Source organism: Mycolicibacterium lacusdiani, assembly GCF_021916785.1.
In the GTDB taxonomy this organism is placed as follows: domain Bacteria; phylum Actinomycetota; class Actinomycetes; order Mycobacteriales; family Mycobacteriaceae; genus Mycobacterium; species Mycobacterium lacusdiani.
This window is the reverse complement of sequence record NZ_JAKCFC010000002.1, coordinates 738829-764004: the sequence shown is the minus strand read 5'-3', so window position 1 is coordinate 764004 and position 25176 is coordinate 738829. Positions and strand designations below refer to the sequence as shown.

General features: G+C 68.8%; 26 protein-coding genes and 1 tRNA gene. 14 read left to right on the top strand and 13 right to left on the bottom strand.

Annotated features, from left to right (window positions below; genetic code table 11):
- Positions 1-146: 146 nt before the first annotated feature.
- Complete coding sequence (locus LOK44_RS08670) at positions 147-1466, top strand: PP2C family protein-serine/threonine phosphatase (protein ID WP_237569566.1); 1320 nt, start codon at positions 147-149, stop codon at positions 1464-1466.
- Between the two features lie 4 nt (positions 1467-1470).
- The gene (locus tag LOK44_RS08665; protein ID WP_237569565.1) at positions 1471-2478 is read left to right on the top strand and encodes a cobalamin B12-binding domain-containing protein; all 1008 of its coding nucleotides are present in this window, start codon (positions 1471-1473) and stop codon (positions 2476-2478) included.
- Positions 2479-2491: 13 nt separating this feature from the next.
- Here the strand turns inward: LOK44_RS08665 and LOK44_RS08660 are convergent, their stop codons facing one another.
- Positions 2492-3364: an alpha/beta fold hydrolase gene (locus tag LOK44_RS08660; protein ID WP_237569564.1), complete on the bottom strand. Its 873-nt coding sequence runs from the start codon at positions 3362-3364 to the stop codon at positions 2492-2494.
- Between the two features lie 107 nt (positions 3365-3471).
- Between LOK44_RS08660 and LOK44_RS08655 the strand changes: the two genes are divergently transcribed.
- Entirely contained in the window at positions 3472-4836 is a 1365-nt protein-coding gene (locus LOK44_RS08655) for a WS/DGAT/MGAT family O-acyltransferase (protein WP_237569563.1), read from the top strand.
- Between the two features lie 74 nt (positions 4837-4910).
- Entirely contained in the window at positions 4911-5111 is a 201-nt protein-coding gene (locus LOK44_RS08650; protein WP_237569562.1) for a hypothetical protein, read from the top strand.
- A 22-nt stretch (positions 5112-5133) separates the two neighbouring features.
- On the opposite strand, the gene LOK44_RS08645 is transcribed toward LOK44_RS08650, so the two are convergent.
- Positions 5134-6372 (bottom strand): KasA/KasB family beta-ketoacyl-ACP synthase, encoded by a 1239-nt coding sequence (locus LOK44_RS08645; RefSeq protein ID WP_237569561.1) that lies wholly within the window; start codon positions 6370-6372, stop codon positions 5134-5136.
- A 246-nt stretch (positions 6373-6618) separates the two neighbouring features.
- Positions 6619-9480, bottom strand: a complete 2862-nt coding sequence (locus tag LOK44_RS08640) for an MMPL/RND family transporter (protein WP_237569560.1) — start codon at positions 9478-9480, stop codon at positions 6619-6621.
- A gap of 233 nt (positions 9481-9713) precedes the next feature.
- On the opposite strand from LOK44_RS08640, the gene LOK44_RS08635 reads away from it, so the two are divergent.
- Together LOK44_RS08635 and LOK44_RS08630 are read left to right on the top strand one after the other, a co-directional pair.
- On the top strand, positions 9714-9857 hold the full coding sequence (locus LOK44_RS08635; protein ID WP_237569559.1) for a hypothetical protein: 144 nt from the start codon (positions 9714-9716) through the stop codon (positions 9855-9857).
- Positions 9858-9883: 26 nt separating this feature from the next.
- The gene (locus LOK44_RS08630) at positions 9884-10387 is read left to right on the top strand and encodes a DUF309 domain-containing protein (RefSeq protein WP_237569558.1); all 504 of its coding nucleotides are present in this window, start codon (positions 9884-9886) and stop codon (positions 10385-10387) included.
- A gap of 3 nt (positions 10388-10390) precedes the next feature.
- Here LOK44_RS08630 and LOK44_RS08625 read toward each other — a convergent pair whose 3' ends face one another.
- Positions 10391-10708 carry a hypothetical protein gene (locus LOK44_RS08625; RefSeq protein ID WP_237569557.1) on the bottom strand — a complete coding sequence of 106 codons (318 nt, stop codon included), beginning with the start codon at positions 10706-10708 and terminating at the stop codon, positions 10391-10393.
- Positions 10709-10955: 247 nt separating this feature from the next.
- Here LOK44_RS08625 and LOK44_RS08620 point away from each other — a divergent pair, with 247 nt between their 5' ends.
- From LOK44_RS08620 to LOK44_RS08605, 4 genes are all read left to right on the top strand, one after another.
- A complete protein-coding gene (locus LOK44_RS08620; protein ID WP_237569556.1) occupies positions 10956-11459 on the top strand; it encodes a MarR family winged helix-turn-helix transcriptional regulator in 504 nt (167 codons plus the stop codon).
- Positions 11460-11726: 267 nt separating this feature from the next.
- Entirely contained in the window at positions 11727-12578 is an 852-nt protein-coding gene (locus LOK44_RS08615; protein ID WP_283817757.1) for a SigB/SigF/SigG family RNA polymerase sigma factor, read from the top strand.
- Positions 12579-12823: 245 nt separating this feature from the next.
- Complete coding sequence (locus LOK44_RS08610; RefSeq protein ID WP_237569555.1) at positions 12824-13420, top strand: cadmium resistance transporter; 597 nt, start codon at positions 12824-12826, stop codon at positions 13418-13420.
- Between the two features lie 58 nt (positions 13421-13478).
- Positions 13479-15011, top strand: coding sequence for a fused MFS/spermidine synthase (locus LOK44_RS08605; RefSeq protein WP_237569554.1), 1533 nt, complete (start codon positions 13479-13481; stop codon positions 15009-15011).
- Here the strand turns inward: LOK44_RS08605 and LOK44_RS08600 are convergent.
- On the bottom strand, positions 14959-15888 hold the full coding sequence (locus tag LOK44_RS08600) for a LysR family transcriptional regulator (RefSeq protein WP_237569553.1): 930 nt from the start codon (positions 15886-15888) through the stop codon (positions 14959-14961). The two genes, LOK44_RS08605 and LOK44_RS08600, sit on opposite strands and share 53 nt — an antisense overlap.
- Before the next feature lie 156 nt (positions 15889-16044).
- Here LOK44_RS08600 and LOK44_RS08595 point away from each other — a divergent pair, with 156 nt between their 5' ends.
- Together LOK44_RS08595 and LOK44_RS08590 are read left to right on the top strand one after the other, a co-directional pair.
- Positions 16045-16785, top strand: a complete 741-nt coding sequence (locus tag LOK44_RS08595; protein ID WP_237569552.1) for an SDR family oxidoreductase — start codon at positions 16045-16047, stop codon at positions 16783-16785.
- A 58-nt stretch (positions 16786-16843) separates the two neighbouring features.
- The gene (locus tag LOK44_RS08590; RefSeq protein WP_237569551.1) at positions 16844-17581 is read left to right on the top strand and encodes an SDR family oxidoreductase; all 738 of its coding nucleotides are present in this window, start codon (positions 16844-16846) and stop codon (positions 17579-17581) included.
- 1 nt (position 17582) lies between these two features.
- Here the strand turns inward: LOK44_RS08590 and LOK44_RS08585 are convergent, their stop codons facing one another.
- Complete coding sequence (locus LOK44_RS08585; RefSeq protein ID WP_237569550.1) at positions 17583-17945, bottom strand: STAS domain-containing protein; 363 nt, start codon at positions 17943-17945, stop codon at positions 17583-17585.
- A 214-nt stretch (positions 17946-18159) separates the two neighbouring features.
- Between LOK44_RS08585 and LOK44_RS08580 the strand changes: the two genes are divergently transcribed.
- Positions 18160-18564 (top strand): ATP-binding protein, encoded by a 405-nt coding sequence (locus LOK44_RS08580; protein WP_237569549.1) that lies wholly within the window; start codon positions 18160-18162, stop codon positions 18562-18564.
- On the opposite strand, the gene LOK44_RS08575 is transcribed toward LOK44_RS08580, so the two are convergent.
- From LOK44_RS08575 to LOK44_RS08545, 7 genes are all read right to left on the bottom strand, one after another.
- The gene (locus tag LOK44_RS08575) at positions 18561-19574 is read right to left on the bottom strand and encodes a cation diffusion facilitator family transporter (protein ID WP_237569548.1); all 1014 of its coding nucleotides are present in this window, start codon (positions 19572-19574) and stop codon (positions 18561-18563) included. The genes LOK44_RS08580 and LOK44_RS08575 overlap by 4 nt on opposite strands.
- A complete protein-coding gene (locus LOK44_RS08570) occupies positions 19571-19984 on the bottom strand; it encodes an ArsR/SmtB family transcription factor (protein WP_237569547.1) in 414 nt (137 codons plus the stop codon). The genes LOK44_RS08575 and LOK44_RS08570 overlap by 4 nt, the downstream gene beginning before the upstream one ends.
- 108 nt (positions 19985-20092) lie before the next feature.
- Positions 20093-20165, bottom strand: a tRNA-Ala gene (locus LOK44_RS08565).
- Between the two features lie 50 nt (positions 20166-20215).
- Entirely contained in the window at positions 20216-21391 is a 1176-nt protein-coding gene (gene sepX, locus LOK44_RS08560) for a divisome protein SepX/GlpR (RefSeq protein ID WP_237569546.1), read from the bottom strand.
- 134 nt (positions 21392-21525) lie between these two features.
- Positions 21526-22179, bottom strand: a complete 654-nt coding sequence (locus tag LOK44_RS08555) for a GNAT family N-acetyltransferase (protein WP_237569545.1) — start codon at positions 22177-22179, stop codon at positions 21526-21528.
- Positions 22180-22197: 18 nt separating this feature from the next.
- On the bottom strand, positions 22198-23448 hold the full coding sequence (gene glp, locus LOK44_RS08550; protein ID WP_163922850.1) for a molybdotransferase-like divisome protein Glp: 1251 nt from the start codon (positions 23446-23448) through the stop codon (positions 22198-22200).
- 78 nt (positions 23449-23526) lie between these two features.
- Positions 23527-24441 carry a UTP--glucose-1-phosphate uridylyltransferase gene (locus LOK44_RS08545; RefSeq protein ID WP_237569544.1) on the bottom strand — a complete coding sequence of 305 codons (915 nt, stop codon included), beginning with the start codon at positions 24439-24441 and terminating at the stop codon, positions 23527-23529.
- A gap of 90 nt (positions 24442-24531) precedes the next feature.
- On the opposite strand from LOK44_RS08545, the gene LOK44_RS08540 reads away from it, so the two are divergent.
- Positions 24532-25125, top strand: coding sequence for a 5-formyltetrahydrofolate cyclo-ligase (locus LOK44_RS08540; RefSeq protein WP_237569543.1), 594 nt, complete (start codon positions 24532-24534; stop codon positions 25123-25125).
- Positions 25126-25176 lie beyond the last annotated feature (51 nt).

The window sequence follows — 25176 nt, the reverse complement described above, 5'->3', positions numbered from 1 at the left end:
TCAAGGTTGAGAGTGCAGCCTGCGGTGTCGTCGCCGGGGCGGACACGGTTCCCCCCGCGTCTGGACGCTGACACCACTTCGATCGCCGACCGGTAGCCATACCGACGTCGGCAAGACGCCCCAATGGGGCAGGGAAGCTGGTGGGCATGCTGCCCAAGCAGACCATTACCGATCAAGCTGTCGACCTGTGCGGGCCTGCGGCCCCGGGCCCGACGCTCGATCGCGCCGAACTCCTCGAGCAGGTCGGCACCGGCCTCGCCGGATCGCTGAACCTCCGTCGCACGGCCATCCGCCTGTTGACCCTCATCACTCCCGGTCTCGCCGACTGGGCGGTCGTCATCGTCCCCGACAGCACGACCGGCGGCCTGCACGTGCTCGGCGGCGCGGGTCACGGCTTCAGCGATGTCGTGCCGATGGCCCAGGTGTACGACCAAGCGCTGGGCCGGGTCATGCGTTCCGGAAGGACCGAACTCCTGCACGTCGAACTCGGCGACTTCGAGACCCCGGTCGTCGGCGACGGACTCGCGGCGCTGATACCCCACCCGCGACTGTCGGCCGAGGCCGCCGCACTGCGCCCGGCCGACGTGGTCGGCCTGGGGCTCACGGCGCGAGGTACGACCGTCGGCGCCTTGATCCTGGTCCGCGGTCAGGGCCGCGGGTTCGACGCCCACGACGTCGCCCTCGCCGAGCAGGTCAGCGAGCGGGCGGCGCTGGCGCTGGACTCGGCTCGCCTCTACGAGGACAGCTCGCGCATCGCCAGCACGCTGCAGCGGGGTCTGCGTCCACCGTCGCTGCCGGACATCGACGGCGTGCGCCTGGCAGCGCTGTACCGGCCCGCGGCCGAACACCTCGACATCGGCGGCGACTTCTACGACGTCCACGGCTCCGGCGACGACTGGCTGCTGGCACTCGGCGACGTCAGCGGCAAGGGCGTGGAGGCCGCAGCCGTCACCGGCCGCGCCCGGCAGAGCATCCGCACCGCGTGCCTGTTCGACCGCAGGCCCACCGCACTGCTCGGCGCGCTCAACACGGTGCTGCACGAGACGGGCACCGACAAGTTCGTCACCGTGGTGTGCGCTCGGCTGCGCCGCTCGGGCGACGGCCGGATCACGGTGGAACTCGCGTCCGCCGGTCATCCCCCGCCAATCGTGTTGCGTGCCAACGGCCGAGTGGAACAGGTCGACGTTTTCGGCACCGCGGTGGGCATGATCCCGCGCGTCGAGTACGCATCGGTCGAGATCGAACTTCGGCCGAACGACACCCTGCTGATGTTCACCGACGGGATCGACGAGGCGTTCGGCGCCGACGGCATGTACGGCGTCGAACGACTGCTCCGACTACTCCCTGCCTACGCCGGCGCCGCACCCGAGGTGGTTTGCGAGGCCATCGAGCGCAGCGTCATCGAGCACCTCGACAGCCGCGCCCACGACGACATCGCCCTGCTCGCGGTGACGTGCGGGGGTTGAGTTCGTGAGCGACCTCGCCCTCGCCTCCGCCTACGACGACGCCATCGCCTCGGGCGACGCCAACACCGTGGCCGCGGTCATCGACCGGATGCTGGCCGCAGGCGAGTATCCGGTCACCGTCCTCACCGACGTCATCGCCGCGTCGCAGCGCGAGGTCGGCGCCCGCTGGCAGCGCGGTGAGTGGACCGTCGCCCAGGAACATGCGGCCACCGCGCTCGCCGTCTCGGCCACCAGGGTGGTCGCCGCACACGTCCGTCGGGTCCCACCGACGCGTGGCGGCGCGCTCATCGCATGCGCGGAGAAGGAATGGCATGCCCTGCCCGCCATGATCATCGACTGCGCGCTGCGGGCAGACGGCTGGGACACCACGCTCCTCGGCGCATCGACCAGCCCGATGCGCCTGAACCGGCACCTGCAGGAGCTGGGCCCCGAGGCCGTCGCCGTGAGTTGTTCGGTACTCGGCTCCCTGCCGACGTCACGCCGCTTCATCGAGGCGAGTACCGCTGCGGGAGTGCCGATCCTGGTCGGTGGGCCCGCATTCGGCCCCGACGACGCGCGTGCGCGTGCCCTCGGCGCCACCGCGTGGGCGCGCGACGCGCACGATGCCATCCGAGCGATGCGGGAGCTGCCCGCGGTGGTCGCGCCCGCACCGGCGCTGCCCGCAGAGGCGCTCGCCGAGCAGTCGGCGCTCGAACTCGACCACCGCAGGATGGTCGACCAGCTGCGCCGACGATGGTCGGTCGCCGCGAGCGGCACCGGTTCGGTCAACCTGGCCGACGACGAGGTCGTCGACGTGCTCAACCAGACGCTGCACGCCGTGGCAGCCGCGGTGCTGACCGCGGACCCGCGGCCGGTGTCTGAGACCTCTGCCTGGATCGACGACCTACTGCGCGGCCGTGGCGCCGACCCGGCCTCCGTGGTCGAACTGAGCGGACTCGTCGGCGAAGTGCTGCGGGACTACCCGCTGGCAGCCGCCGTCGTCGCGGAGCACTTCGCCACCGGACTCGGCTGACGCATTCGCGGGGCTAGTGCTCCTCGAGCACTGGGTGAGTAGGGGAATCGCTCGTCGCGGTGATGAACTCGTCGATCAGACGGAACACCTCGTAGGGCGCCTCGACGTGGGCGAAGTGCCCCACCCCGGGCATCACCTCGAGGTGACAGTCTGGCCGCGCCTCGAGTGCGGAGTACGCGTGGTCGACGGGAATGATCGTGTCGTCCTCACCCCAGATCGCCAGCGTCGGCAGATCGGACTTCAGCTTCAGCCGGTTCAGGGCGCTGACCGACTGGCCGCGGTAGTCGACGACCGACCGCAGCGTCCGCAGGAACGACTCGCGGGTGGCGGGATCCGCGAACGACGAGTACGCACTCCAGATCTCTGCGCCACGCGGTGAGCGCAGACCCATCGACGTCAGCCACGACTTGACCGAATTGCCCACTCGCAGAACCGGTGTCGGCGCGATGATCGGCATGATCAGCTCCGCACCCGGCGCCGAGAGCAACCGCAGTATCAAACCCACGTCGGGGCCGAGGCCGCCACTGCTGATGAGCACCAGCCGTCGGCAGTAGTCGGGGTGCTGGTAGAGGAACTGCATCGCGATGCCGCCGCCGAGCGAATGACCGACGACGGTCGCCGACGAGACGCCGAGTTCGTCGAGCAAGTCGCGCAGGCCCACGGCGAACGCGCCGAGCGAGTAGTCGGTCCTCGGCTTCGCCGACTGTCCGTGGCCGAGCAGGTCGGGGGCGATCACCCGGTACCGCTGCGCCAGCTTCGGCAGCAGTTCACGCCATGACTGGGAACTTCCGGCCATGCCGTGGACGAGCAGTAGGACCTCGCCCCGACCTTCGTCGTAGTAGGCGATGCGTTCGCCATGGATGTCGATGAACTTCTGTTCTGTCATCAGGTCTCCGCTTCCTCGGACCCCCACCTTACCGATCGGTAACCTTTCCGTCCGCCAATCGTGGTGTCCGCGGATGGGAGGCGGCGAGTGTGGGTAACGTCACGCCCATGAAGCTCATCTCGCCGACAGATTCGATGTTCCTCCTTGGCGAATCACGCGAGCATCCGATGCACGTCGCCGGTTTGCAACTGTTCGAGCCGCCAGCCGACGCCGGCCCAGACTTCGTCCGCGAACTGCACGCGGTGATGGCCGGGACGGGTGACTTCCAGCCCACGTTCCGCAAGCATCCGGGCACCCTGCTTGGCGGCATCTCGAACCTGACGTGGGCCGTCGACGACGACATCGACGTCGACTACCACCTGCGGCGTTCGGCGCTCCCCCGTCCCGGCCGGGTGCGCGAGCTCCTCGAGCTGACGTCGCGCCTGCACGGCACGCTGCTGGACCGCCACCGCCCGCTGTGGGAGACGCATCTCATCGAAGGTCTCGCCGACGGCCGCTTCGCCATCTACGTGAAGTTCCACCACGCGCTCATCGACGGGGTGTCGGCCCAGCGGCTGCTGATGCGCGCGCTGACCCCCGATCCCGACGATCGCGAGACCCGCATCGCCTGGACGCTCGGCTCGAGGCGGCGCAATGCCGAGGACGCGCCCTCGCGGTCGGCGCTCCAGCAGCTCACCGGCGTCGCGGGTTCGGCACTCTCCCTCGCGCCGACCACGCTGTCGCTGGCACGTGCCGCGCTGCTCGAGCAGCAGCTCACGCTGCCCTTTCGCGCACCGAAGACGATGTTCAACGTGCCGATCGGCGGTGCGCGCCGGGTGGCCGCGCAGTCGTGGCCCCTGGCCCGGTTGCGCAACGTGAAGACGGCGGCGGGGACCACGGTCAACGACGTCGTGCTCGCCATGTGCGCAGGCGCGCTGCGGGCGTACCTCACCGAACAGGACGCGCTGCCCGACACTCCCCTGATCGCCATGGTTCCGGTCAGCCTGCGCGGTGAGGACGAGCAGGACGCGGGCGGCAACCTGACCGGGGCGATGCTGTGCAGCCTCGCCACCGACGTCGCCGATCCAGGCAAGCGACTGGAGATCATCAGCACGTCGACGCGCGAGAACAAGCAGGTGTTCAACGAACTGCCGCGCACCCAGGCGCTCGCGCTCTCGGCGTTCGTCATGTCCGGACTCGCACTGGGCCTGCTACCCGGCTTCGTCTCGTCGGCGCCGCCGCCGTTCAACATCGTGATCTCGAACGTGCCGGGCGCACGCGAACCGATGTACATGAACGGCGCCCGCCTCGACGGCAACTACCCGTTCTCGATCGCCCTGGACGGCCAGGCGCTCAACATCACGTTGACCAACAACGCCGACAACCTCGACTTCGGCCTCGTCGGCGCAAGGAGCAGCGTGCCGCACATGCAGCGCCTCCTCGGCCATCTCGAGGACTCGCTGACCGCGCTCGAGGAGGCAGTGGGAGCCTGACGGCTCGGACCGATTGGGTTCTGCGCCGCCGTGCTGCGATGCTGGTGCGTCGTGGCGGTTGACGGTGGTACCCGATGAGTCGCGGTCTGTACGACCGCTGCACCTGCGGCCACACCCATCCCGAGCATTCGCTGTTCGGCACGTGCCGCGCGTGCCTCGACTGCGGCGAGGTGTTCGACGAGGACGACGATCACCCCTATCGGCAGTGTGAGTGCCGAGCGTTCGACCCCGTTCCCGAGGACGACCCGGTGGTCTACGTCATTCGGGACCGCTGAGGTCATCCAGATCTGCTGAGGCTCAGGCTTTTCCGAACGCGATCGACACGTTGTGGCCGCCGAAGCCGAAGCTGTTGGTGACCGCGTGGCGGAAGTCGCCGCGGCGGGCCTCACCCGTGACGACGTCGAGGTCCATCTCGTCGTCGAGGTGCCTGAGGTTGAGCGTCGGCGGCACGACGCCGTCGCGCAGGGCGAGGACGGTGAGCACCGCCTCGATCGCACCCGCCGCCCCGAAGGAGTGGCCGAGAGCCGCCTTCGGCGCGTACACGGCGGGATGGTGGCCGCCGAACACCTTGTTCAGGGCGATGGCCTCGGCTTGGTCGCCGCACACCGTGCCCGTGGCATGGGCGTTGACGTGGTCGACGTCGGTGGGCGACAGACCCGCGCGCTCGAGCGTGCGGTTGATCGCGTACGTCTCCTGCTCGGCGCCGGGGTCGGGCAGGAACGGGTCGTAGCCGTCGGAGGACACCGCGGCCCCGAGCACCCGCGCCAGCACCGTCGCTCCACGCGCCTTGGCGTGCGCCTCGGTCTCCATGACCAGCATCGCGCCGCCTTCGCCGAGCACCATGCCCCTGCGGTCCCTGTCGAAGGGGCGACAGGCCCCGGCCGGATCGTCGTCACCGGGGGCCAGCACGCCGTCGATCTGGCCGTACGCCGCCAGCGGCACGCCCTCGATGCGCAACTCGACCCCGCCACAGATGATGATGTCGGCGTCGCCGAACACGATGCCGCGCCACGCCTCGGCGATGGCGGCAGCGCCGGACGCGTCACCGGTGAGCGGCGCCGTGACACCGGCGCGCGCCTTCTGGTCCAGTCCGACCGCCGCGGCAGCACCATTCGGCATGAACATCTGGACGGCCAGCGGTGACACGGCCTTCAGGCCCCGCTCCTGCATCTGGTGGTACGCCACGATGATGTCCTCGGTGCTGCCGAGGCCGGTACCGACCGTCACGCCGAGGCGCGCGGTGTCGACCTCGGGCGATCCGGCGCTCGCCCACGCCCTGCGGCTCAGGATCAGCGCCATCCGCTGCAGCCAGGACAGCCGCCGCAGCTCGACGCGACTCAGCTCGCTCTCGAAGTCCTCGAGCATCTGACCGCCGGCACGCGACGGCAGGTCGAGACCCTCCAGGTTGGGGGCAGACAACTGGCGGATTCCGCTGCGACCCTCGAGCAGCGCGGCCCAGGTGGACTCGGCGTCGGTGGTGAGTGCCGTGGTGGCAGCGACACCGGTGATGACGACGTCTGGGTACTGGCCCGACATGGTTCGCCTTTCTCGAGGCCGGCGGGGGAACGTCACCCGCCAACACCACTGCAGTGTTCTAGGGGGCGCTTGTCGTACGGCGCATTGTCAACACCACGGCAACGTCAGAGCAACGGCATGCCGCCGACGGCTACCCCCGAAGCCCCTCGCCAACCATTTCTCGACGGACGCGGGCGAAAGCCAAAATACAGGGTCGCCGCCGGAACCGGTGCAGTCGATGGCCATCGACGCTGGTGACGAAAGTCCTCAGACCCCCGCCGGGGCCGGTGCCGTCTCCGAATCCGCCGGCGGCGGCCGATGCGCGAGGCCGCGGGTCCGGACCATCTTGGGCCACCAGAACCATCGGCCGAGCAGCGCCGCGATGGCCGGGGTCATGAACGACCGCACGATCAGCGTGTCGAACAGCAGACCCAGCGCGATCGTGGTGCCGACCTGCCCCATCACGCGCAGCTCGCTGAACGCGAAGGTGGCCATCGTGGCCGCGAACACCAGACCGGCCGACGTCACCACCGACCCGGTGCCCGCCATCGCGCGGATGATGCCGGTCTTGAGCCCGCCGCTGATCTCTTCCTTGAACCGCGACACCAGCAGCAGGTTGTAGTCCGATCCCACCGCCAGCAGCAGGATCACGGACATCGCCAGCACCATCCAGTGCAGCTCGAGGCCCAACAGGTGCTGCCAGAGCAGCACGGACAGGCCGAACGAGGCGCCGAGCGAGAGGAGCACCGTCCCGACGATCACCGCGGCGGCGACCACGCTGCGCGTGATGAGCAGCATGATGATGGAGATCAGCGTCACGGCAGAGATGCCCGCGATCAGGAGGTCGTAGGCCGAACCGTCGCGCATGTCCTTGTAGGTGGCCGCGGTGCCGCCGAGGTAGACGGTGGAGCCCTCCAGCGGAGTGCCCTTGATCGCCTCCTTGGCCGCGGTCTTGATCGCGTCGATGTGCGAGATGCCTTCGGGCGTCGCCGGGTCGCCCTCGTGGCTGATGATGAACCGCACGGACCTGCCGTCCGGGGAGATGAAGTTCTTGATGCCCCGCTTGAAGTCCTCGTTGTCGAAGATCTCTGGCGGCAGGTAGAACGAGTCGTCGTTGCGCGCGGCGTCGAAGGCGTCGCCCATGGCCGTCGAATTCTCCGAACTCGCCGTCTGCTGGTCCTGCATGCCCTTCTGGGTGGCGTACTGGGTCAGCATCATCGTCTTCATCGACTTCATGGTCTCGATCTGCGACGGCAGCAGCGCGACGAGTTGAGGCAACAACGTGTCGAGCTTCTCCAGCTCGGGGACCAGCAGCTGGATGTCGTCGGTCAGGGTGTTGATGCCGTCGAGCGTGTCGAACACCGACCTGATCGACCAGCAGACCGGGATGTCGTAGCAGTGCGGTTCCCAGTAGAAGTAGTTGCGGATCGGGCGGAAGAAGTCGTCGAAGTTGGCGATGTCGTCGCGCAATTCGGCGATGTCGACGACCATGCCGTTGACCTTGGCGACCATCTCGTGGGTCACGTCGGCCATCTGGGCGGTCAGGCTCGACATCTCGGTCAGCGTGTCGATCGTGGTCTGCATGTCGTCGGCCTGCTTGAGCATGTCGGCCGAGCGGTCGGCGTTGTACTTCTCGTTGAGCTTCTGGGTGGTGCTCTGCATGCTGAGCAGGAACGGGATCGAGGTGTGCTCGATCGGCTTGCCCTCGGGCCGCGTGATCGTCTGCACCCGGGCAATGCCCTCGACGTGGTAGATCGCCTTGGCGATCTTGTCGATGACGAGGAAGTCGGCGGAGTTGCGCAGGTCGTGATCGCTTTCGACCATCAGCAGTTCGGGGTTCATCCGGGCAGTGTCGAAGTGCTTGTCGGCCACCGCGTAGCCGACGTTGGCGGGCATGTCGGCCGGGAGGTAGACGCGGTTGTCGTAGTTGGTCTCGTAGCCGGGCAGCGCGAGCAGGCCGACGAGGGCCAGCGCGATCGTGGCGACCAGGACGGGGCCCGGCCACCGCACGACCACGGTGCCCACGCGGCGCCAGCCACGCGACCGGATGGTGCGCTTGGGTTCGAACAGGCCGACACGGCTGCCCAGCGCGATCACCGCGGGACCCAACGTCAGCGCGGCCAGCACCGCTACCAGGGTGCCTACCGCGCACGGCACCCCCATGGTCTGGAAGTACGGCAGCCGCGTGAACGACAGGCAGAGCATCGCGCCCGCGATGGTCATCCCCGAGCCGAGCACGACGTGGGCCGTGCCCCCGAACATGGTGTAGTAGGCGTCTTCTCGCGATTCCCCGGTGCCCCGGGCCTCCTGGTACCGGCCGATGGCGAAGATCGCGTAGTCGGTCCCGGCGGCGATCACCATGAGGGTGAGCAGGCTCGTCGCGAACGTGGACAGCCCGATGATCTCGTAGTAGCTCAGCACGGCCACGATGCCGCGCGACGCCCCGAGTTCGAGGAACACCATGAACAGGATGAGCAGCATGGTGGCAATGGACCGGTAGACGAACAGCAGCATGACCGCGATCACGACGAGCGTGATGATCGTGACCATCACGATGCTCCGGTCGCCCGCGTGGTGCTGGTCGGCGGTCAGAGGTGCGCCGCCGGTGACGTACGCGCGGATCCCGGGTGGAGCGGGCGTGGCCTCGATGGCGTCACGGACCGCGGCGACCGATTCGTTGGCGAGCGTCTCGCCCATGTTGCCGCGCAGATAGACCTGGACGTAGGCGGACAAGCCGTCGTTGCTCTGGGAGCCGGACGCCGTCAGCGGGTCGCTCCAGAAGTCGGCGACGTGCTCGACGTGGACGGTGTCGGCCTGGAGTTTGGCAACGAGTTCGTCGTAGTAGCGATGGGCTTCGGCGCCGAGCGGCTTGTCGCCCTCCAGGATCACCATCGCGTTGCTGTCGGAGTCGAACTCCTCGAAGTTGGCGCCGATCTTCTGCATCGACACCATCGACGGCGCGTCCTTGGCGTTCAGCGAAACCGTGTGCGCCTCGCCGACCTCCTCGAGCTGCGGGACGACGACGTTCGTGATGACGGTCAGCGCCAGCCAGCCCAGTACGACGGGAAGGGCGAGCGCGCGGATGAGGCGCGCGACGCCCGACCGTCCGGCGGCAGGGCGTCCAGCCACCGGCCCATGCTTGCGAGCCACCCGGCCCCCCGATCACTCACAGCCCACGCTCCGTTACGAAAAGCGCAGATCGTGTCATATGTCTAGCTAGACGAACTTGACTCTGTCAATCCACGTCGCAACGTCTCGGTTTGGCGCCCGACCGGCCGGGCAACTCGACTGGGAACGTTCGACGGGCAGTGCGGCCCTCGACTGCTGGATCGAACCGCTCACCGAGCGAAGAAGGACGTGCCATGCCAGGCGGCCAGGGAATCTACGACAACACCGACGAACCCGACGAGGGTGAGACCGGCACCCCCACGGCGGGCGACGACGTCGACACTGACACCGACACCCCGGACGTCAGCATCCCCGAAGGCGCCGAACCGACTGACTGAGCGTCGGCAGGGGCAGAATCGGGTCGATGGCCGCGGATACCTCCGACACCACGCGCGACGACCGGGCGCGGGATCGCGACGAGACGGGCCGGGCGCGCAACGCCCGGCCGCGCGACGCGTTGGGCCGGCCACTTCCACGGGGTGCCGCCGGGGTGCCGCGCGTTCCCGACGACGCCACGTTCACGCCCGCCGAAGCGCTCCGGCAAGCGCAGGACCTCATCGACGACGGAAGTTTCTTCCACGCCCACGAGGTCTTCGAGGCGGTGTGGAAGACCTGCCCGCCCGACGAGCGATGGCTCTGGCGGGGTCTGGCCCAGGTGGCGGTCGGCGTCACCCACGTGCAACGCGGCAATCCGAGTGGCGCGCAGGCCCTCCTCCGGCGTGGCCGGGACGCCCTGGACCGTTCCTACGCTCCTCATGACGTCGATGTTTCCGGCGTCGTCGCGTTCGCAGATCGGCTGCTCGAGGACGTGGAGGCCGGCCGCCACGTCGACACGGCAGGCATCGGACTCACGTTGCGCGCCGGGTGATCCTCAGCCGTTGGCGCCCATCGCCGGGATGCCGAGGGCCAGCAACGCGAGTGTCGCGAGGAACCACCCGGCGCCCTGCCAGATCGGCCAGGTGCGGTTGCGCTGCCAGTCGCGATAGGTCTTGGCGAATGCTCCCAGCGCGCCGATGAACAACACTGCCGGCGCGGACACCGCCCACCAGACGTTGTTCCTGTCGACCACCACGTAGATCGCGAAGGCCGCTGCCGCCAGTGCCACGATCGCCACGGCATACATTGTCGCTGCGCGCAGCGCACGTGGGTCGTGCCAACGCTTTTCGACGTCGTTCGTGCCGAGGGACATGGTTGCCGATCCTTTCCGCGAGCGTGCTCCACTGAGGGCTTCCCCCGCCCGCCTCGGCGAAACGCGACTCGTTGGAGCCCATCGTCGTCGACCGGTGGTTCGCCGTCGTCCGCTGTGCGTCGCGAAGGGCCATCAAACGCACGAGTGAAATCGAGCGCATGAGGTCTCGGCGAACGGGTACCTGCGCCGAGGTGAACGCCCCGTCGACCGCAGCCACGGCATGGCCTGCCGGGGAGGTGCGTCGACGGTGAGCCGACCTGGGCACGCAGAGGACGTCCGCGCCGCGATGATTCGCGACATCGTCCACAGCTTGCGCGCCCTGCTCACCGAGTCCGACCGCATCGCCCACGGCTTCGCCATGGCGCATCGGCTGTCGCCCAGCGACTTTCGCGCTCTCCTACACGTCGTGGCCTCCGAGGCCGACGGCACCCCGCTGGCGGCGAGCGACCTGCGCAGCCGGCTCAACGTCTCCGCGGGTGCGATCACCTACATCATCGACCGGCTCGTCAAGGCGGGCCTCGTCCGGCGCGACGCCGACCCGTCGGATCGCCGCAAGGTCATACTTCGCTTCTCCCAACAGGGGTTCGAACTGTGCCGGTCCTACTTCGAGCCCATCCAGGCGCGTTATGCGCGCGCTCTGGCCGAGGTCTCGGAGCACGACCTGATTGCCACCGAGACCGTGCTCGACGCGCTGCTCGTGGCGATGCGATCACCCACGCCCGACACCGAATCTATCGAGACGTTCGAGTAGTCGGCGCAAGTCGATCCGCCAAACGAACGATGCAGCGCGACGGGGCGACGAGGGCGCTTGAGCGACGTACCTTATTGCAAGGTCGATTTTGACCTTTCACCGTTTAGGTACAAGCGGGGCACATCAGCCGCCGGATTGCCGAACGCAGCCATCGAGCCGTCGAGGATCCGAATTGCGCGACAGCCCGGCATCGCTGACACATCCGATTCGCTAGGCGAACGGCTACAGCGTCCGCGCTGTACGCCCGAGAAGGGAGTCCTTCTCCCCATGACAAGCACGCTGACCACCGCGGCCACCACCGTTCAACTCGACATCGACGTCCCCGCAACCGTCACCCAGCCCGTCAGGCCCACCCGATCCAGGTCGACCGACGAGTACCTCGACGTCATCGACATGTTCCACGCACTGCATGACATGACGGTCGGCAGCCACGAGTACCGCCGTCAACGCGAACGCATCATCCGGCGCTGCATGCCGATGGCCGACCACGTGGCGCTGCACTTCGACAGGCGAGGGGAGGCGCTCGACGACCTCGTCCAGGTGGCCAGGGTGGGACTGCTCAACGCCGTCGAGCGCTTCGACCCGACCCGCGGTTCGTCGTTCGTCGCATTCGCGATTCCCACGATGATGGGCGAGGTGCGCAGGCACTTTCGCGATCACGCCTGGACCATGCACGTGCCTCGTCGCATTCGCGATCTGCACGTGCAGATCACCCGCGCGACCAGCTCGCTGATGCAGGAGCTGGGGCATGCGCCCACGCCGAGCGAGCTGGCCGACTACCTCGGCGCGGATCGGGAGCAGATCGTGGAGTGCCTGATCTCCGCCGACGCCTATCAGCTGCGCTCGCTGGATGCCCCGATCGGCAGTGACGGTGTGCGGCCGCGCATGGTGGCCGACATCGTGGGCGAGGTCGACGAACGCATCGAGTACGTCACCGACCGGGAGGCGATCCGGCCGCTGCTGGCTGCGCTGTGCGACCGCGACCGCGATGTCCTTCAGATGCGCTTCTTCGACTCGATGACGCAGAGTCAGATCGCCGAGAAGATCGGCACGTCGCAGATGCAGGTCTCCCGCATCCTCGCGCGGATCCTTGCCGACATGCGCAAGGCGCTGGAGTAGGCGCGGCTCCCGCGGGTATGAGATTCGTGGCACCCAACGACCGAGAAGATTGTCGAGGACCACGAATGAATCACCTGTGCAGCGGAAGCGGACGGGAACTGGCAGGCGACCCGCCGCCGAACACCGCCGCGAGCTGTCCTGTCTGCGGCCGGGGCGTCCGAGTAGACGGCCACGACACCGACCACGGAATGACGTTCAGCGTCGCGGCGCATCAGCAGATCTTCCAGAGCCGCTAGCATTCTCCCGTGACGGGGCTGGGCACCGTCGGCCAGGCGGTGGCGGTCTTCGTCGCCACGAACGTCGACGACGTCGTCATCCTCGCCCTGTTCTTCGGCCGCGCGGCCGGCCACCGGGCCGCGACGACCGCCGTCGTGGTCGGCCAGTATCTCGGTTTCGTCGCGATACTCGCGGGGTCGGTCGTGGCGGCGCTGGGTGCCCGGCTGCTCCCCGAATCGTCGATCGCCTATCTGGGTCTGCTGCCGCTGCTACTCGGGATCTACGCCGCGTGGGAGGCCTGGCGTTCCCGGGGCGACGATGACGACGACGCGGCGGGTCCCTCGCAACTGGGTGTGTTGACCGTCGCGGCGGTGACGTTCGCCAACGGCGGCGACAACATCGGCGTCTACATCCCCGTGTTCGCCGTCGCCGGCGTCGCGGGGATGGTCACCTACGTGGTCGTGTTCCTGGTCGGCGTCGCGGCCTGCTGCGCGCTGGGCTGGTACCTCGCCACCCGCCCAGCCATCGCCCGGCTGATGGCGCGCTGGGGGGACGTCGTCCTACCGGTCGTGTTGATCGTGCTGGGAGTGGTGATCCTCGTCGAGGGCGGGGCGTTCGGGATCTGACCAAGGCGGGCCAGCACCCCGGCGGTCGACCGAGACAAGGGCTTGGAAGGATGCGGACGTGACCGCAGCGCCGCCGCCGTCGGGCGAACCTCAGCCCTCCCCACCGGTTCCGGGCATGGGTACCCGCACTGCTGCGCTGCTCGTCTTCGGCTCGTCGGCTGCGGTGCTGGTCATCGAGATCACTGCCCTGCGCCTGCTCGCGCCGTACCTGGGGTTGACGCTGGAGACCAGCACCCTGGTCATCGGCATCGCGCTCACCGCGATCGCGATCGGTTCGTGGGCCGGTGGGCAGTTCGCCGACCGGTCGGATCCGCGCAGGCTCATCGCGCCGTCGTTGGGCGTCTCCGGTGCCGTCGTGGCGATCACGCCCGCGATGGTGCGGACCACGGCCGAGTGGGCGCAACCCATTCTGTTGCTGGTCGCGTCGCTGACCATCCTCGTTCCTGGCGCCCTGCTGTCCGCCGTGACGCCCATGGTGACCAAGCTGCGTCTGACGGCCCTCGCCAAGACCGGCACCGTGGTCGGATCGCTGTCCGGAGTGGGCACCATCGGGGCAATCACCGGCACCGTGCTCACCGGTTTCGTGCTGATCTCTCGGGTTCCGGTGAGCGGCATCCTCGTTGGGCTCGGCGCCCTCCTGGTGGTGGGCAGTCTCGTCGTCGAGTGGCGAATGCGGGTGTGGCGCAGGGCGAGCGCGGCGGCGGTCGCCGGCATCGTCGTACTGGGCGGTCTCGCGGGGCTGGTGGCGCCGGGAGGGTGCGATGCCGAGACCCAGTATCACTGCGCCCGCGTGATCGGCGACCCGGAACGTGCCGGTGGGCGCACGCTCGTGCTCGACGGGATACGGCACTCCTACGTCGACGTCGACGATCCCACCACCTTGACGTTCGCCTACGTGCGCGCGATCGCCGCCGCCGTCGACAGCGCCTTCCCTCCGAAGGAACCGTTGGCGGCCTACCACCTCGGCGGCGGAGGCATGACGTACGCCCGCTACCTCGCCGCGACCCGTCCGGGGTCCCACAGCGTCGTCTCCGAGATCGACGGTGGCGTGGTCGGTTTGGACCGCGAGAGGCTGGGGCTGACACCGGACGGCGGGATCGACGTACGGGTCGAAGATGGCCGACTGGGCCTGCGCGAGCTGTCCGCGCGCAGCCGCGACGTCGTGGTCGGCGACGCCTTCGGCGGCGTCAGCGTCCCGTGGCACCTCACCACCAGGGAGGCGATCGGCGACGTTCGGCGCGTGCTGAAGGACGACGGCGTGTACGTCGCCAATCTCATCGACTACGGCGCACTGGCGTTCCTACGGGCTGAAACGGCGACTCTCGCAGAGACCTTCGATCACGTCGTCCTCGCCGGGGAACCCAGGGACGTCGGCGTCGACCCGTCGGCCGCGCCGAACGGCGGAAACTTCGTCGTCATCGCCTCGGACCGGCCGATCGAGCCCCGAAGGTTGCGAGATGCCCTGCGACAGCGCGAGACCCAGTGGACCACGATTTCCGGCGCGGACCTCGCCGACTGGATCGGCGACGCCCAGGTGCTCACCGACGACCATGCTCCAGTCGATCAACTCGCGGAGCCGAACCGCCCGTGAGGCGCTCCCGCGCGACGTTCACGAAGTCGGCGACCAGCGGGTTGGAGTCACCGACGCGGGTCGCCACCATGACCTTGCTGGTCGGGAATCGCTCGACCGGCACGGTCGCCAGATCGGTGCGCAGCGAGCTGCGCCGGTCGCCCACCGGCAGGACCGCGATCGCCTGACCGCTCGCCACGAGTTCCATTCTGTCCTCGAAACTCTCGTTGACCGGGCCCGCCGAGATGGGACCGGGGTCGCTGCCCCGGTACGAATCCGTCGGATAGAGCGCGCGGGCGCCGCCGTGCGGGCAGATGAACTGCTCGCCGGCGAAGTCGTCCGGCGAGACCGACGCCCTGCCGGCCAGGTGGTGGTCGATGGGCACCACCAGCATCCGTGGCTCCTCGTAGAGCACGGTCGTCTCGGCGACGTCGGCGGGGAACGTGAGCGGGTCGCGGGCGACGACGGCGTCCACTCCTCCCTCGGCGAACACCCGACCGTCATGGCACTCGAGGTGGCGGGTGTCGATCTCCGCATTCGGGTGACGCCGACGCAGTTCGCGCACGGCAGGAGTGATCACCAGATCCTCGACGTATCCGATGATGACCTTGCCGGTCGGCCGGTAAGCGCGGGTCACCAGCGTCGCCTGACGAGCGGCCCGCAACAGCGCACGAGCCTCCGGTAGGAATGCCCTGCCCGCCTCGGTGGGCAGCGTGCCTTGCGGCGTGCGGTCCAGCAGACGTACGCCCAGGCGATCTTCGAGGCGCTGTATCTGGCGACTGAGCGACGGCTGTGCCAGATGCAGCTCGGCGGCCGCGCGGCTGAAGTTCCCGTGCTCGGCCACCACGGTGAAGTAGCGCACCAGTCGCAGCTCTAGATCGGTCCCGAGGTCGTTCATCCGTGCACCACCCACATGACCCTCCCAACCCGGCAGGTGGCCGGAGGTATTCCTCGCCATGCCGATTCGGCATGGCGGGATGCAAACCAGGTCTTGGACACCGTGCGCCCACGGTCGAAGACTCGAAGGCACGGATGCGACGAGAGGATCGGCGAAATGGGCAGGTACGACGGCAAGAACGTCGTCATCACCGGTGGCAGCAGCGGACTCGGACTGGCGGCCGCTCGGTACCTGGTGGACGAGGACGCACGCGTCATGGTGACGGGACGGACCAGCGAGACACTGGCGGACGCCGCTCACCGACTCGGCGACCGCGGTGTCGCGGTGCGAAGCGACGCCAGTTCGCTCACCGACATCGACGCGCTGGCCGACCGGGCCGCCGCCGAGTTCGGCACCGTCCACGCGCTGGTGGTGAACGCGGGCATCGGCAGCTTCGACGCCTTCGAGGACGTGACCGAACGGACCTTCGACGACGTGTTCGCGATCAACGCGAAGGGTCCGTTCTTCACCGTGCAGAAGCTGGCGCCGCTGCTCGCTCCGGGCAGCGGCGTCGTGTTGACGACGTCGATCGCCAATCGAACGGGGTGGGACAGGCTCAGCGTCTACTCGGCCAGCAAGGCGGCGCTGCGGTCGATGGCGCGCACCCTCAGCCGGGAACTGCTGCCGAGGGGAATCCGCGTCAATGCGATCAGCCCCGGCTCCATCGACACCGGGAAGCTGGAGAAGGAGGCGCCGGAGCGAGCCGAACTCCTCAAGGCCCAGTTCACCGCGAGCAGCCCGATGCAGCGGTTCGGCCATCCCGACGAGTTCGCCCCCGCGGTGGCCTTCCTTGCCTTCGAGGCGACGTTCGTCGCGGGCATCGAATTGGTCGTCGACGGCGGCGAGTCCCAGCTCTGAGGCCATGTCGATCGACGAACACCTCAATCATCATGCGAGACAACGGAAAGGCCCGTCCATGAGCACCCTCGAAGGCAAACGAGTCGTCATCACGGGAGGCACCAGCGGCATCGGCCTCGCCACCGCCAAGGCACTGGTGAGCGGCGGCGCTCGCGTCCTCGTCACCGGCCGGACCGCGGCGTCCCTCGATGCCGCGCGAGCCCAGCTGGGTCCGACGGCGATCGTCGAAGACAGTGACGCCGTGACCGGCATCACCGCACTGGCCGACCGTGCAGCCGCCGAGTTCGGTGGCGTCGACCTGCTGGTGCTCAACGCAGGCGGAACTCTCGTCGCGACTCTCGACGAGACCACCGAGGCGTCGTACGACGAACTGTTCGATCTGAACGCCAAGGCGCCCTTCTTCACGCTGCAACGGGTCCTGCCGCTGATGCCCGCCGGGAGCGCCGTCGTGCTCACGACCTCGGTGAGCCACGTCAAGGGCATCGCATCGACGAGCGTGTACTCGGCGACCAAGGCTGCGCTTCGGTCGATGACGCGAACCTTCGCCCGCGAGCTGGCCAGCCGTGGCATCCGCGTCAACGCCGTGTCCCCCGGCCCGATCGACACCGGCATCCTGGAGCGGAACATGCCTCGCGACGATGCCCGGCAGTTCCTCGCTCAGATGGCCGCCGAGAATCCGATGCAGCGCCTCGGCGAGGCCGAGGAAGTCGCGAAGGCGATCACCTTCCTCGCGTTCGACGCCACCTACACCACCGGCACCGAACTGGCCGTCGACGGAGGTGCATCCCAGTTGTAGGTCAGGTCGCTTCGGCCTCGAAGGCGGCGAGCGCCGCCTCCAATGTCGCGAAGGTGGCGAACATCTCGTCCAATGCGGTCACCTCGATGGGTCTGCGCGTGGCCGGTGAGTCGGCGACGACGGCGTAGAACACGGCCGTGTCGAGTTCCTGCGCGGTCAGTACCAGCACGCGCAGCCCTGCCGAGCCCATGAACGTGACACCGGTCAGATCGATGATCAGTGCGCGACCCGGGGACGTACGGGCGGCGGCGACGGCGTCTTCGAGTGACGGTGCCGTCGCCAGGTCGACGTCGCCCTCGACGAACAGGACCGTGACGTCGCGATCTCGACGTTCCTCGCGTGTGATGACCGGACTCGGGGGCATCGTCGGCCGACCCTTCCTTCTCACGACGCGGACGTCGCGTGTGGGCGGACATACAGTTCGAAGGCGAAGGACTCCGGTCTGAACCCAGGTCGACTCTATCCGATGTTTGAGTCGTCCCTCCGACGTGAAAGTAGACACCAAGGGGGGACGACCACATCGCGGGAGCTTGGATGACGACTGACGTAGCTCACGCGCGGCGTCCGCTGGTACGGCGATGACACCGCCGCGGCTACATCTGGTGGTTCCGGCGCGCGCTGAGTCGTTGTCGGCCGTGCGCGAACAGGTGGCGGCCTGGTTGTCGTCGCTCGGGACGCCGGACGAGCGGATCGGCGACATCGTCCTCGTCGTCAACGAGGCGTGCAGCAACAGCATCGAACACGCCTACATAGGTGGCGCGGCCGGCGCCATCCGGGTGTCGGCCGACGTCGATTCGCAGTCCATCTGCATCACCGTCGAGGACTTCGGCCGGTGGAAGACCGACACGTCGAAGACCGACGTCTCGCGCGGCCGTGGCCTTGCCCTGATGCGTGCCATGAGTTCTCACGTCGGCCTCTACACCAATACGAGCGGCACGCGAGTGTCACTGAGCTTCCCGTCCCCACCCGTCGACCGCCCCTAGGTCCATTCACGGTCGGACCCGTGACTGGCCGGGTAGGCGTGCACGAGCGCCGAGTGAAGTTTCGGGACCACGTGGGTGAGCGTGTGCTCGGCATCGTGGGCGATCCGATGGGCGTCGGCGAGACTGACCGCCGGATCGATGTCGAGTTCGGCATCGGCGTGTAGCCGATGCCCGATCCACCGCATCTTCACGCTGCGAACGCCGGTGACGCCGGGCTCGGCGGCAAGCGCCGTCTCAGCGGTATCGACGAACGTGGGATCGACGGCGTCCATGAGGCGGCGGAAGATGTCACGGATGGCAGTCCGGAGGACCGCGAGGATGGCGACGGTGATGACCAGGCCGATGATCGGGTCGGCCAACGGGAAGCCGAGCGCGACGCCACCAGCACCGAGCAGGACCGCGAGCGAGGTGAAACCGTCTGTGCGAGCGTGTAATCCGTCCGCGACGAGGGCGGCCGAGCCGATCCGGCGGCCGACGCGGATGCGGTAGAGGGCGACCAGTTCGTTGCCGATGAACCCGACGAGTCCGGCGAGGGCGACCCAGCCGACGTGCTCGATGGGCACCGGATCGATCAGGCGGCGGACCGATTCGACGCCGGCGACGATGGCCGACAGGGCGATCATCGCGACGACGAACAGCCCGGCCAGGTCCTCGGCGCGTCCGAACCCGTAGGTGTACCGCCGCGTCGCTGCCTTGGTACCGAGCGCGAAGGCGATCCACAGCGGTATCGCGGTGAGGGCGTCGGAGACGTTGTGGATGGTGTCGGCCAGGAGTGCGACCGACCCGGAGACGACGACGATGCCGATCTGCACGAGCGCCGTCGCACCGAGGACGAGCAGGCTGATCTTGACCGCGCGGATCCCCGCTGCGCTCGACTCCAGCGCCCCGTCGATGCTGTCGCTGGCGTCGTGGCTGTGCGGTGCGAACACCTCGCGCAGAGCTGCGCCGAACCTCCCGCCGCGACGATCGTGATGGTGATGTCCGTGGTCGGTGTGCGAGTGGCCGATCATGCTCGTCGCCCCGTTCCCGTGCTGCCACCCGGTTCGCCGACGCGTAGCCGGGCGATCCCTGCGGTGTCGCGGTGGTGGCCCGGGACGCCAGGACCCGCGTGTTCGGCGTTGTAGACCGCGTCGGTGACGAGCTGTGCGATGTGGTCGTTGTCGAGGTTGTAGTAGATCGTGGTGCCCTCGCGCCGGGTGCGGACGAGTCGGGCCATCCTCAACTTCGCCAGGTGCTGGGACACCGACGGTGCGGGCTTGCCGATGTGGGTGGCGAGATCGTTGACCGACATCTCGCGGCCGACCAGCGCCCAGAGGACCTGAACGCGCGTGGCGTCGGCCAGCATCCGGAACACCTCGACCACGAGGCCCACCTGGTCGTCGGGAAGCCGACCGCCGCGGGTATCGCTATCTGCATTCATACGCAGATAATAGACCGTCGTCGTAGACCTGGCCATGGGCTGGGTTCTGACTCGATGATGGCCGCGACCGCGGAGTGCGGCCGACACGGCGTCCTGCGTCAAACTCTGTGGAGCTAGGGAGAATCGAACTCCCGACCTACTCGATGCGAACGAGTCGCGCTACCAACTGCGCCATAGCCCCTAGTGCCGGTACAGGTTATCAGTCACCCCGCCCGGCGAGAAAACGACCGGCTATTGGCCTGCCGCTCGGGGCAGGTCGTAGTCACGCTCGAGCCGGGTGTACTCGAGATGCTCGAAGATCGGGTCCTCGTCGTCGATCTCCAGGACCACCGATCCTGGGCGACGCAGTCGTGAAGGGACGACATCGAACTCCTGGTCGTCGGTGTTCTCCACCCCCAACCTCGACCGAGCCATGCGCTGCGCCCTGCGGCGCCGCAACTGCTCTTCGATCCGGGTCTGCCGTCGCAGATAGGCAAGGTAGAGGACGGTGACGACGCCGATGGTGCCGCACAACCACCACAGGCTCGGACTCACCAGGTAGGACGCCACGGCCGAAGCGAGCAGGAGCACCGACATCGCCATCAGCATGCGCTTGCGGAAGGCGAACTTGCGCTCGCGGACCGCCACGGCGGTCTTGGTCTCGTACCGGTTGGTGCGAGCCCGCGACATGGAGTCGGCCAGTTTCGGCTCGCCGTCGGACTCGGCTTCCAGGCCCGACGAGTCGTCGACGTACTCGTAGTCGTGGTCGGTGCCGTCGTCGATCGCCTCGAGGCCGTCGGTGTCCTCGTCGGTCTCGAAGGTGGCGTCGACCTCGGAGACGGCGGCGGGTGCGGCCGGCTCGCGGACGTCCGGCCCGACGGCCTCGAACTCGCCGGTGTCGTCGGAGAACTCGGCGTCGGCGCGAGTGCGAATGGCGGCGGTGGGAGGGCCGGCCCCGGCCGCGACGTACTCGGGTTCGGCGGGGACGTCCTCGTCGGGCTCGGCATGGAAGTCGAGCGGCAGCTGGGGCTCGTCGGCCTGCGGTTGGGCCGTCGCTCCCACCGGCAGTGCACCGGAGTCCATCTCGACGACGTCGACGTCGAGGTAGTCGGGTTCGCTCGCCACCGCGCTCGCGGCCAGCACCACGGCCTTGCGGGGTGCGGTCTCAGCGTCGTCCCCGTCGTAACCGTCGTCGTACTCGTCGAGGTCTTCCTGGGCGGGGCGCCAGTCCGGGTCGCTGAAGTGTCCGGCGGCAGGGCCGCGCTTGCGCAGTCGCGCGCCTCGACCGGTATTGAGCACCCGGGTGGCCAGCGCGACGTCACTCGTCCGGCGCACGGTGTCCCGCTTGCTGATGAGCATCGGGACGAGGACGAACAGCCAGAGCACGACGAGGGAGATCCACAGGAGGGATTGGGGGATGCTTGGCATTGCGCCGGCTCCTTTCCCCTTCAGGCTAGGTCTGACGACCAGCGCATCGAGGGGGGACGCGCCGAGGACAATTACACACCTGTAATTCCCCTTCTACAAGCACATTCGCCACTCATGTCACATCTGCAACACGTTCACGCCCAGTTCGCTCGTCCGGACCGGACCAGCGCCGCCGTCGCGGACACCTGCAGTTCCTCGACCGTCAGCGCCACCAGAAGGTGGTCGCGCCACGCGCCGTCGACCTCCAGGTACCGTCGCAGCAGACCCTCTTCCCGGAACCCCGTCTTGGCCAGCACCCGGCGACTCGGCGCGTTCTCCGGCCGCACCGTCGCCTCGATCCGGTGCAGCATCACCCCGCTGAAGCCGTGGTCGACGCCCAGCGCGAGCGCCGCGGTCGCCACTCCCCCGCCGTTGAATTGGCGAGCCACCCAGTAGCCGATCCAGGCGGACCGCAACGCGCCATGGGTGACGTTGCCGATGGTCAGCTGTCCGCAGAACTCGCCGTCCAATTCGATCGCGTACGGCAGCATGCGACCCCGTCGCGCCTCCGCCCGCAACCCCGAGCAGATCGCCGGCCAGGACGAAACAGCATGCCGCACTTCCCAATTGACCTCTGCGACCGGCTCCCACGGTTCGAGGTGGGCGCGGTCGGCCAACCGGATGCGGCTCCACACGCCGCCGTCGCGCAGCCGCACCGGCCGCAGCCTCACCAGGCCTGCACGCACCCGGATCGGACCGATCGGCTTGGGCCAGCCCGGGTGCATCGAGGCGGAGCGAAACAGGTTCACCGACGTGCCACCGGTCGGTCAGCCGCGCTGGGCCAGGAAGGCCACGTCGACGACCTCACCGGTGCGGACCTCCTCGGTCTCGCTCGGCACCATCACCAGACAGTTCGCCTCGGCCAGCGTCGCCAGCAGGTGTGACGACGCGCCGGGCGCACCACCGAGCGCCTGCACCAGGTACTCGCCGGTGTCCTGGTCGCGCATGAGCTGCCCACGCAGGAAGCCCTTGCGCCCGGCGACCGAGCTGATCGGCGACAGCGCACGGGCCTGCACGACACGCCGAAGCGGTTGCCGCTTGCCCAGCGACATCCTGATCAGCGGCCGCACCATGACCTCGAACACGACCAGCGCGCTCACCGGATTGGCAGGCAGCAGGAAGACCGGGACGCCGTCGCGCCCCAGTTGGCCGAAACCCTGCACCGACCCGGGATGCATCGCGATGCGGGCGACTTCGACCTCGCCCATGTCGGCCAGCACGGTGCGGACGCTCTCGGCGGCCACCCCGCCGACCGCACCGGCGATCACCACGACCTCGGCGCGATTGATCTGACCCTCGACGACGTCGCGAAGGGTCTTGGCCTCGGTGTCGACGATCCCGACGCGGTTGACCTCGGCGCCGGCGTCGCGACCGGCCGCGGCCAGCGCGTAGGAGTTGACGTCGTAGACCTGCCCGTTGCCGGGCGTGCGGGAGGTATCGACGAGTTCCCCACCCACCGACATCACCGACAGTCGCGGCCGGGGATGCACCAGCACCCGCTCGCGACCCACGGCCGCGAGCAGACCGACCTGTGCCGCGCCGATGATCGTGCCCGCGCGGACCGCGACGTCACCGGGCTGGACGTCGTCCCCGGTGCGGCGCACGTAGGCGCCGGACCGCACGCCGCGCAGGACGCGCACCCGCGAGTCGCCGCCATCGGTCCAGCGCAGCGGCAGTACCGCGTCGGCCAGGGTCGGCATCGGCGCGCCGGTCTGGACGCGGGCGGCCTGACGTGGCTGTAGGCGGCTGGGGGTGCGGGCACCGGCCTCGATCACGCCCATGACGGGCAGGCTCAGGTCGCCGCGGTTCTGGTCGTCGTCCGCCCCGGCTCCCAGGACGTCGACGCTGCGAACGGCGTACCCGTCGATGGCCGCCTGGTCGAAGCCGGGCAGTGGTCGCTCGGTGACGACCTCCTCTGCGCACATCAGGCCCTGCGCCTCGGCGATCGCCACTCGAACGGGTCGGGGTGCCACCGCAGCGGCCGCCACCCGAGCCTGCTGCTCCTCCACCGAACGCAAGTCAAGCCTTTCTGCAGTCCTAGGGCCCGCCGTGCGCACGTGCGCGTCGCCGCCCAGCCCGGGGGCTGGATTGCCGCGTCAGCCCGCGGGAAGACCCAGTCGCTCGACCAGCCAGCTCCTCAGCTCGGGGCCGTAGTCGTCGCGTTCCAACGCGAAGTCAACCGCAGCCTTGAGGTAGCCGCCGGGATTTCCCAAGTCGTGTCGGGTACCGCGGTGCACCACCACGTGCACCGGATGCCCGTCCTCGATGAGCAGTGCGATCGCGTCGGTCAGCTGAATCTCGCCGCCGACGCCCTTCTGCACCCGCCGCAACGCGTCGAAGATGGCCCGGTCCAGCACGTAGCGGCCGGCGGCGGCGTACAGCGACGGCGCGTCCTCGGCCTTGGGCTTCTCGACCATGCCCTTGACCTTGAGCACGTTCGGGTTGGCGGCGTCGGGCACGACCTCGACGTCGAAGACGCCGTAGGCACTGATCTTGTCGGCAGGCACCTCGATCGCGCACAGCACAGTCCCGCCGCGCTTGGCACGGACCTTCGACATGGTCTCCAGCACGCCGGTGGGCAGCACGAGATCGTCGGGCAGCAGCACCGCGATGGCGTCCTCGTCGGGCAGCAGGCTGTCCTCGACGCAGCCGACCGCGTGCCCGAGACCCAGCGGCTCGTGCTGCACCACGGACTCGACCTTGATCAGAGCCGGCGCCCGCCGCACCTTCTCGAGCATGAGCTGCTTGCCGCGGGCCTCGAGGGTGCCTTCGAGGACGAGGTCCTCGACGAAGTGCGCGACCACGCCGTCCTTGCCCTCGGAGGTGATGATCACGAGACGCTCGGCGCCCGCTTCGGCGGCTTCGGCGGCTACCAGCTCGATGCCAGGCGTGTCGACGACGGGCAGCAGCTCCTTGGGAACCGTCTTCGTCGCGGGAAGGAAACGCGTTCCCAAGCCTGCGGCGGGAACGACGGCGGTGCGCGGAATCGGCACCAGAGCCTGTGGAGTCATCCGTCACACGATAACGCCATCGACCGTTCCCGACCCTGCGAGTCCACCATCTCTGCGCGACCCGGCCAGCGGGGTGACAGGCTGGCGACCGTGACGGTCGGCGGGAGGACGAAGGCGCAGTGGCGATCGGCCGTGCTGCGCGCCCGCCGGGAGCTGACACCGGCGCGCCGCAGCGCTGAAGCGGATGCGATCCGGGCCGCACTGAGCACCGTCGTCGAGCGCGGAGACGTCGTCTGCGCCTACGTGCCGGTGGCTTCCGAACCGGGGTCGGTCGACATGCTGGACGCAATGGTGGCCGCAGGCGCACGGGTACTGCTGCCCGTCGCGCGGGACGACGACGGCACCCCGGTGCCGCTGTCGTGGGGCACCTACCGCGGCGACGCGCTGGTCGAGGCGCCGTTCGGGCTTCGCGAACCCGCGCCGCCGCACGAACCTCCGCAGGCGATCGCATCGGCCGCGCTGGTGCTGGTGCCCGCGCTTGCCGTGGATCGCCGCGGCGTCCGGCTCGGCCGAGGCGCCGGTTACTACGACCGCTCGCTTCCGCTGATCGGCCCCGGCGCACGACTGTGCGCGGTCGTGCGGGACGAGGAATTCGTCGCGGAGTTGCCCGGCGAGGCGCACGACGTGGCCATGACGCATGTGCTGACACCGGGGCGAGGACTCTTCGAACTACCGCGGCGGTGAACTGCGCTGCTCGTCACCGTGCGTCGGCGGCTCGGCAGGAATTGACCGGGC

Coding starts and splice junctions, on each gene's coding strand:
- LOK44_RS08670 (WP_237569566.1), top strand. CDS start 147: ATGCTGCCCAAGCAGACCATTACCGATCAAGCTGTCGACCTGTGCGGG.
- LOK44_RS08660 (WP_237569564.1), bottom strand. CDS start 3,364: ATGACAGAACAGAAGTTCATCGACATCCATGGCGAACGCATCGCCTAC.
- LOK44_RS08655 (WP_237569563.1), top strand. CDS start 3,472: ATGAAGCTCATCTCGCCGACAGATTCGATGTTCCTCCTTGGCGAATCA.
- LOK44_RS08650 (WP_237569562.1), top strand. CDS start 4,911: ATGAGTCGCGGTCTGTACGACCGCTGCACCTGCGGCCACACCCATCCC.
- LOK44_RS08645 (WP_237569561.1), bottom strand. CDS start 6,372: ATGTCGGGCCAGTACCCAGACGTCGTCATCACCGGTGTCGCTGCCACC.
- LOK44_RS08635 (WP_237569559.1), top strand. CDS start 9,714: ATGCCAGGCGGCCAGGGAATCTACGACAACACCGACGAACCCGACGAG.
- LOK44_RS08630 (WP_237569558.1), top strand. CDS start 9,884: ATGGCCGCGGATACCTCCGACACCACGCGCGACGACCGGGCGCGGGAT.
- LOK44_RS08625 (WP_237569557.1), bottom strand. CDS start 10,708: ATGTCCCTCGGCACGAACGACGTCGAAAAGCGTTGGCACGACCCACGT.
- LOK44_RS08615 (WP_283817757.1), top strand. CDS start 11,727: ATGACAAGCACGCTGACCACCGCGGCCACCACCGTTCAACTCGACATC.
- LOK44_RS08600 (WP_237569553.1), bottom strand. CDS start 15,888: ATGAACGACCTCGGGACCGATCTAGAGCTGCGACTGGTGCGCTACTTC.
- LOK44_RS08595 (WP_237569552.1), top strand. CDS start 16,045: ATGGGCAGGTACGACGGCAAGAACGTCGTCATCACCGGTGGCAGCAGC.
- LOK44_RS08590 (WP_237569551.1), top strand. CDS start 16,844: ATGAGCACCCTCGAAGGCAAACGAGTCGTCATCACGGGAGGCACCAGC.
- LOK44_RS08585 (WP_237569550.1), bottom strand. CDS start 17,945: ATGCCCCCGAGTCCGGTCATCACACGCGAGGAACGTCGAGATCGCGAC.
- LOK44_RS08580 (WP_237569549.1), top strand. CDS start 18,160: ATGACACCGCCGCGGCTACATCTGGTGGTTCCGGCGCGCGCTGAGTCG.
- LOK44_RS08575 (WP_237569548.1), bottom strand. CDS start 19,574: ATGATCGGCCACTCGCACACCGACCACGGACATCACCATCACGATCGT.
- LOK44_RS08570 (WP_237569547.1), bottom strand. CDS start 19,984: ATGAATGCAGATAGCGATACCCGCGGCGGTCGGCTTCCCGACGACCAG.
- sepX (WP_237569546.1), bottom strand. CDS start 21,391: ATGCCAAGCATCCCCCAATCCCTCCTGTGGATCTCCCTCGTCGTGCTC.
- LOK44_RS08545 (WP_237569544.1), bottom strand. CDS start 24,441: ATGACTCCACAGGCTCTGGTGCCGATTCCGCGCACCGCCGTCGTTCCC.